Origin of the sequence: Paenibacillus dendritiformis (genome assembly GCF_015845845.1) — a bacterium.
GTDB classification, from domain to species: domain Bacteria; phylum Bacillota; class Bacilli; order Paenibacillales; family Paenibacillaceae; genus Paenibacillus_B; species Paenibacillus_B dendritiformis_C.
The window spans coordinates 21271-27270 of sequence record NZ_LDIG01000227.1; the positions used below are offsets into that span (position 1 = coordinate 21271).

At 47.7% G+C, this 6000-nt stretch carries 5 protein-coding genes and 1 tRNA gene; 3 read left to right on the forward strand and 3 right to left on the reverse strand.

The features are described 5' to 3' along the window. The first annotated feature begins 101 nt into the window (after positions 1 to 101). Both ABD76_RS22715 and ABD76_RS22720 read left to right on the forward strand, forming a co-directional pair. Positions 102 to 1874: a B12-binding domain-containing radical SAM protein gene (locus tag ABD76_RS22715; protein WP_197259338.1), complete on the forward strand. Its 1773-nt coding sequence runs from the start codon at positions 102 to 104 to the stop codon at positions 1872 to 1874. Positions 1875 to 1946: 72 nt separating this feature from the next. Then, positions 1947 to 2021: transfer RNA gene (locus ABD76_RS22720), tRNA-Thr, on the forward strand. Positions 2022 to 2239: 218 nt separating this feature from the next. Here the strand turns inward: ABD76_RS22720 and ABD76_RS22725 are convergent. The 3 genes from ABD76_RS22725 to ABD76_RS22735 form a co-directional block, all read right to left on the reverse strand. After that, the gene (locus ABD76_RS22725; RefSeq protein WP_006678383.1) at positions 2240 to 2533 is read right to left on the reverse strand and encodes an immunity 53 family protein; all 294 of its coding nucleotides are present in this window, start codon (positions 2531 to 2533) and stop codon (positions 2240 to 2242) included. A gap of 6 nt (positions 2534 to 2539) precedes the next feature. Then, positions 2540 to 3412 carry a polymorphic toxin-type HINT domain-containing protein gene (locus ABD76_RS22730; RefSeq protein WP_197259339.1) on the reverse strand — a complete coding sequence of 291 codons (873 nt, stop codon included), beginning with the start codon at positions 3410 to 3412 and terminating at the stop codon, positions 2540 to 2542. Between the two features lie 519 nt (positions 3413 to 3931). Next, positions 3932 to 4570, reverse strand: a complete 639-nt coding sequence (locus tag ABD76_RS22735; protein ID WP_420901966.1) for an EndoS/ChiA family endoglycosidase — start codon at positions 4568 to 4570, stop codon at positions 3932 to 3934. Positions 4571 to 4596: 26 nt separating this feature from the next. Here ABD76_RS22735 and ABD76_RS22740 point away from each other — a divergent pair, with 26 nt between their 5' ends. Further along, on the forward strand, positions 4597 to 5895 hold the full coding sequence (locus ABD76_RS22740; protein WP_197253375.1) for an IS1380 family transposase: 1299 nt from the start codon (positions 4597 to 4599) through the stop codon (positions 5893 to 5895). Positions 5896 to 6000 lie beyond the last annotated feature (105 nt).

A 6000-nucleotide genomic window follows, 5' to 3' on the forward strand; every position in this document is an offset into this window, starting at 1 on the left:
ATATCCGCTATAGACTCCCGGCGAGGCTTCCGATACGGTAAGCAGTGGCGTGCCGGACCGAAGCCGGCACGCACATTCAATCAGCCGAAGGAGCTGCAAGGATGAAGACGATTGTCGCTGCGATCAATGCAAAATATATTCATACCGCGCTGTCGCTGCGCCTGTTGAAGGCATATGCAGAGGATGAATTCGAGATAGATATGGCGGAGTATACCATCAAGGACCCGGTGCTTCAGATTGCCGCCGATTTGTATAACCGGAAGCCGGATGTGGTCGGCTTCTCCTGTTATATATGGAATATCGAAACGACGCTTGCTGTCGCCCGGATCTTGAAGCAGGTGCTGCCTGATGTCCGCATCGTGCTCGGAGGACCGGAGGTGTCCTTCGACCCGGACTATTTTCTCCGGCGGGAGCCCGCTGTCGATATTGTCGTGATGGGCGAAGGCGAGGCGGTATTCAAAGCGCTGCTCGGCTGCTTTGCCAATGGCCTTCCGGTCGATGCAGTGGCGGGCATCGCTTGGCGGGAGGATACGGACATCCGCGTCAATCCGCCTCAGGACAAACTGGACCTGGAGCAATTGCCGTCTCCCTACCGGTTCGAGGCGGATCGATCCGCTCTCGGCAAGCGCATCGTATATTTTGAGACGAGCCGCGGGTGCCCGTTCAACTGCCAGTTCTGCCTGTCCAGTACGGAGACGGGAGTCCGATTTTTCGACAAGGAGCGGGTGAAGGCCGATTTGAAGCATTTGATTCAGGCGGGGGCGCGGACCATCAAGTTCCTCGATCGCACGTTCAATATTAACCGCGACTATGCGCTCGATATTTTCCGGTTCCTGATCGATCATCATGACGGCTGCGTATTTCAATTCGAGATTACCGCCGACATTATGCGGCCGGAGGTGCTCGAGTTCCTGAACAAGGAAGCGCCGCCCGGCATCTTCCGCTTCGAAATCGGCATCCAATCCACGAACGAGGAGACGAACCGGCTCGTCAAGCGCCGGCAAAATTGGAACAAGCTGTGCCGCACCGTGCGCCTTATTAAGGAGGGCGGCAAAATCGATCAGCATCTCGACTTGATCGCCGGGCTTCCGGGAGAGGATTACGCCTCGTTCAAGAAGACGTTCAACGACGTCTTCGCGCTCCGGCCGGAGGAGCTGCAGCTCGGCTTCCTGAAGCTGCTCCGCGGCACGGGCTTGCGGGCGGAGGCCGGCCGGTACGGGTATAAATATATGGAGCACGCCCCTTATGAAATGCTGGAGAACGATGTCCTTCCGTTTTCGGATGTCATCCGCATCAAGCGGGTTGAGGATATTTTGGAAAAGTACTGGAATTCGCATCGAGCCGATTATACCGTTGATTATTTGACGCATCGCTCTTTTGCGACGCCGTATGATTTTTTTCAGCAGTTTGGGGATTTTTGGACCGAACAGGGCTGGGAGCGTATCGGCCATCAGCTTCATGATCTATTCCTCCGTCTGGAGCAATTTCTGGAGCGGGCGCAGGTGCCGGATCTGGACGTCATTCGAAGTCTGATGCGGCTGGATTATATGCTGCAGCATCGCCACAAGCCGCGCACCCTATGGTGGACCTCGCCGCCGAAGGCGGAGGTCGGGGCCTGGCTGAAGCGGTTGGCGGATGCGCCTGAGCAGCTTCATGCCGGCTTCGGCAGCCTGAAGCTGACCGAGCAGGCGCTGCACAAGCATGCCATGGTTGACCTGTGGCCATGTGATGCTGTCCGCCTTGTGGAGACGGGAGAAGCGGATCGTTCCGCCCCGAGCACCGTGATCGTCCTCTTTGGCGAGGCGGCCGCTGCGGCGGAACGGCATCAGTTGCCCCGCTGGTATACTTGCCAAACGTTGATGGAAAACATGTAATTTGTGGAAAAATGCAAAAAAGGTGTTGCAACTTTTCGCCGATTTATTTATAATAATACTCGTTGTTAAACTGCTGGTGTAGCTCAGGGGTAGAGCAACGCACTCGTAATGCGTAGGTCGGGGGTTCGATTCCCTTCACCAGCACCACTTACATGTCGATAACGGCGCGGCTTCCGGGCTTCCGGGGGCCGCGCTATTTGTATGCAGGCTCATCTACCCTTTATCCAGATAAAGCGGCTTTTCCCTTCAATTTGCTGTCCAGTGATTGAATCTCCGACATTGCGAACGACAGCAAATAGAGCGTGTATGCATATGACCGCGAAAAAAGACCTTGAAAGGCACGAAGCCACTCAAGGTCATTTAGACTAAGCATGAATTGATGCCCAATTTTTAAATATTTCCAGTATCTCTCTAAGATTGTTTGGTCCACCGTATCCCTTAAAAGTGTTTTCTTCTACAAAACAATGAATCCAATCATTGTTGCTACGTTCTATAATTGTTTTTGGATATTCCTTTTCCTCTAGATTAGTTTCATTTAAACTAATTTCTACAGACCAACCGGGGTTATCCAATGTGGCAATTCTTAAACCATAACTATGCTCCCAGTCATTATCGCAGTTCTGTAAAAACCAATTCTCCAACCAAATTAATATATCCATTTTTAATCACCACTTCATAGGGGTTTCTTTCCCTGATTTTCTAGGTTCTCTAACTCCTCCTGGAGTCTTGGGATCATGGACGTGTGGTTCTTTAATCTTTTGCCCAGTTACTTTGTTAAAATGTCCATCGCCTTTACCAACACCGTCATACCGTTTTACTTGTTCCCACTTATTTGGGTTATTCGTATTAGTTTGTGGTTTATACGTTGAATAGTTTGTTACATTTCCATTAGAGTCTCGTTTAAATGTAGTGTGTGCTCCAGTTGCGGAGTTATCAGGTTTTAGATTGTTTTTTGCTCTTCCAACATTAGACGCCTGGTTAGAGCCGCCGCCTCCCCCCGTAGGCGCCCTCATTGGGATATTTCTCATTCCCCCGGCTCCGCAGTTATGCGTCCATATTTCCAGCTCTGTTACAAAATAATTATGTACTCCCTGGACACGGAAGTTATACACGGTGGTGATGCCGTTCATAATCTCGATACGGTCGATCGGATAGAGTTTCCCTTCTGGATTTTGAAGCAGGTCACCTACCTTAAGGTGTCTTGCCTTTATCCAGCCTCGGCCAGGAACCCAGAACGGATGCTCTTCCGTTGTCGTTATTGTTATTCCTTTGACCGTAATTTGGTACGTCTCGTCTGCCTGTCTTTTGAACAGTTCAACAACCGTATTATATCCTGTTTTCCCTGTTCGCTCATCCTTCGTTAGAACAAAATCACCGATGCGGATTTCTTCAATAGGCTTGAACCCAGTCTTCGTTTGTACCGGGGTGCCGGCAGAGAAGCAATGTAAATTGCAATTAGCGATGGATTGAGCAGAAGCAAGAGGAATACTCGTAAATGAAAGGATTACAAATAACATCAAAGAAATAATCTTTTTCATGTTCTTCTCCTTTTTTGCAAAAATTTAATCGGATATTGCGTTCCTGATTGGTCACGGAATGCTGTCGTCCATACACTTCTTGTCCATGTCTCGGTTGAGATCAAGCAAACGGACAATGATCATTTCTTTCCCCCCTTATCTCGTCACACAGCAAAATTGTCTCTATGGTGCTGGATGACGGATGGAATCTGCATTTGTCAAAAAATTACGTTTTTGAGTATAACAAAAATGGTGACTAATGTATTTAAGATTTTGTAATAATTACCTGTGTAATTGTATTGTGGAAATGTTGGAGAATCGAAGTGCCTGATGTAGTAAGTATTGCAAGCAAATAAAAGAGCCAGGGGATAAATCCCGTGGCTCTGATTCGGCTTATTTTACTGTGTACTCATTTACTTCAAACGTGAGGATTTGAAGATGACATAATTCGCTGGCTAAATGGTCGCTTATTATTGTTGTGCTTATCAATTGCATATGGGGTGATCTTGCCTCCGTCAATTGGACATGTTACTGAAATATTTAGTTGTTTTTCAAGACATCAATTAATTTTTTTGTCCAACTAAAGTCTGTTTTAGTAATTGTATTATCTCCGTATTCTTTTCCATCTCTATCGATGGCATAGATAAACATTCCTCCCTTAGGGCCATCTTCCGGTTGCCATACAGCATATTTGTAAGCTCTGCTTGTTTCAAATGGTTCCTGAGTGTCACCCCAGTTTGCACCTAATTCTTCCTGAAAAGATATCCCCGGAAGTAACTGATCAGGGAAGATCGTATTTTTATAAGTTGCCCATGTACTATCTAATCTGCCAGGGTCTCTGCCATAAGCTTGTAGAAACAAATAATCACAAAATGGAGCTACTTTTTTGAATAGACTATGATTGTCTTTGTTTGTATCATAAATAAGCAGTTTGCCGCTATTCGACATTGGTCCTAACCGTTTAGACAGAGCTTCAAAAACACCAAAAGCTTTTGTTTCTTTTTCTTGAGTTAAAGTTTCCTCCATATCAATATCTAAGCCATCTAAATTGTAGGGAGTTAAGTATTTATCTATTAAGGATTGCGCATGATCATCATCCTGAATTTCGAAAGTAACTGTGCCTGAAAAATGAAAAAAGGGCCCAAATCTTTGGTAGAATAGTGTTTGCGAAAACAACATCACCCAAAGAGAGGAGCACCTTTTAGGTGAAGTCTACCACACCCGTCAGCAAAATCAAGACTGAATTTTCCTTGCGTCACGCTTCCAGCGTTGGTGGAAGCAAAGTATTCCTGGAGTATCTCGAAAAAATCGAACTGGACAAAGCATTGCAGAACTTGAGCAACATCAAACACAGGCACTCCCTGTTCCCTGTTTTTCGCATCCTGCTCTACCTCATAATCGGCTGGACACTCGGTTGTGAACGCCTTTTTCATTTTCGAGCGTTGCAACAGGATGCACTTGTGCAACGTTTCCTCGGTGGACGCTGTCCACACCACACCTTGCTGTATAAAGAATTGAATCGGTTTGGTAAGCAACCAACTTTCACACTCGACTTGAGAAAGTTGAATCAGCAGGTCATCGCGCCTGGTTTGCCCGATGAACTCATCATGGATCTGGATTCCACCGTGGAAACCGTTTTTGGTCACCAAAAAGGCGCGGCCGTTGGCACGAATCCCCACAAACCGGGACGTAAAAGCTACCATCCGCTGTTGGCTTATGAAGGCCAATCTCGTTTGTGTTTAAACGCTGTTCTTCGTGCTGGAAATACGCATTCATCCACGAATGCCGCTGACTTCCTCCGCCAGACGTTCGAATTGCTTGGTGATCGTCCGGTGAAGTATGCCCGATTTGACAAAGGATTTGGCGGTGAGGACTTTTACGGCTTATGGGAATCCAAAGGAATCGGGTATGTAGGAAAATTGAAATGGACCCAGCGACTTCAAGCGGAAGTGCAACGCTGCTCCGTTTGGAAGCGATTTGTCGATGAGGAGTGGATCATCGAGGGCATTGTACTGGTCTACAAAGCCACCTCCTGGAAGAAAGCACGCCGTGTTGCCGTCATCCGCAAAGCACAGGTGTACGATGGGGATCAATCTCGGCTTCTTCTTGATACAGATTGGCAGTATGAAGCGATCGTCACAAGCCTTGAGTGGGAGCCGATTGACCTGTGGCATTTCTACAACCAGCGTTGCTGCATGGAAAACCACATCAAGGAAGCCAAGCGTGGCTTTTCCATCAACCGCATTTCGACAAGCCGCTTCACCGCGAATGAAATCGACTTGCTAATCAAGCTGTTAGCATACAACCTCTACGAACGGTTTAAACGCGACTGCTGTGAACCGGTTCATCACGGGTATACGATTGCCCGGTTTCGTCAGGAGTTTTTCCTCTGTGCCGCGACCATCATCCAGCATAGTCGGCAGGTGATTCTCAAGTTGGCGAGAGATTTCCCGAACCGCTACACTTGGCTACGGATCGCGACAAAAGTTGCTGCGCTGGAATGACCGCTTCCAAAAATAAACATGGAAATGCAATGCCTCTGTGGGATGGGGAGGGGGAAAATATGCCCTTCTTTTCGAATTAGCGCTCATGGGACTGGATATTTTCTT

Bases quoted from the DNA above. Each gene is read 5' to 3' on its own strand.
- ABD76_RS22715 (WP_197259338.1), top strand. From the start codon at position 102: ATGAAGACGATTGTCGCTGCGATCAATGCAAAATATATTCATACCGCG.
- ABD76_RS22725 (WP_006678383.1), bottom strand. From the start codon at position 2,533: ATGGATATATTAATTTGGTTGGAGAATTGGTTTTTACAGAACTGCGAT.
- ABD76_RS22730 (WP_197259339.1), bottom strand. From the start codon at position 3,412: ATGAAAAAGATTATTTCTTTGATGTTATTTGTAATCCTTTCATTTACG.
- ABD76_RS22735 (WP_420901966.1), bottom strand. From the start codon at position 4,570: ATGTTGTTTTCGCAAACACTATTCTACCAAAGATTTGGGCCCTTTTTT.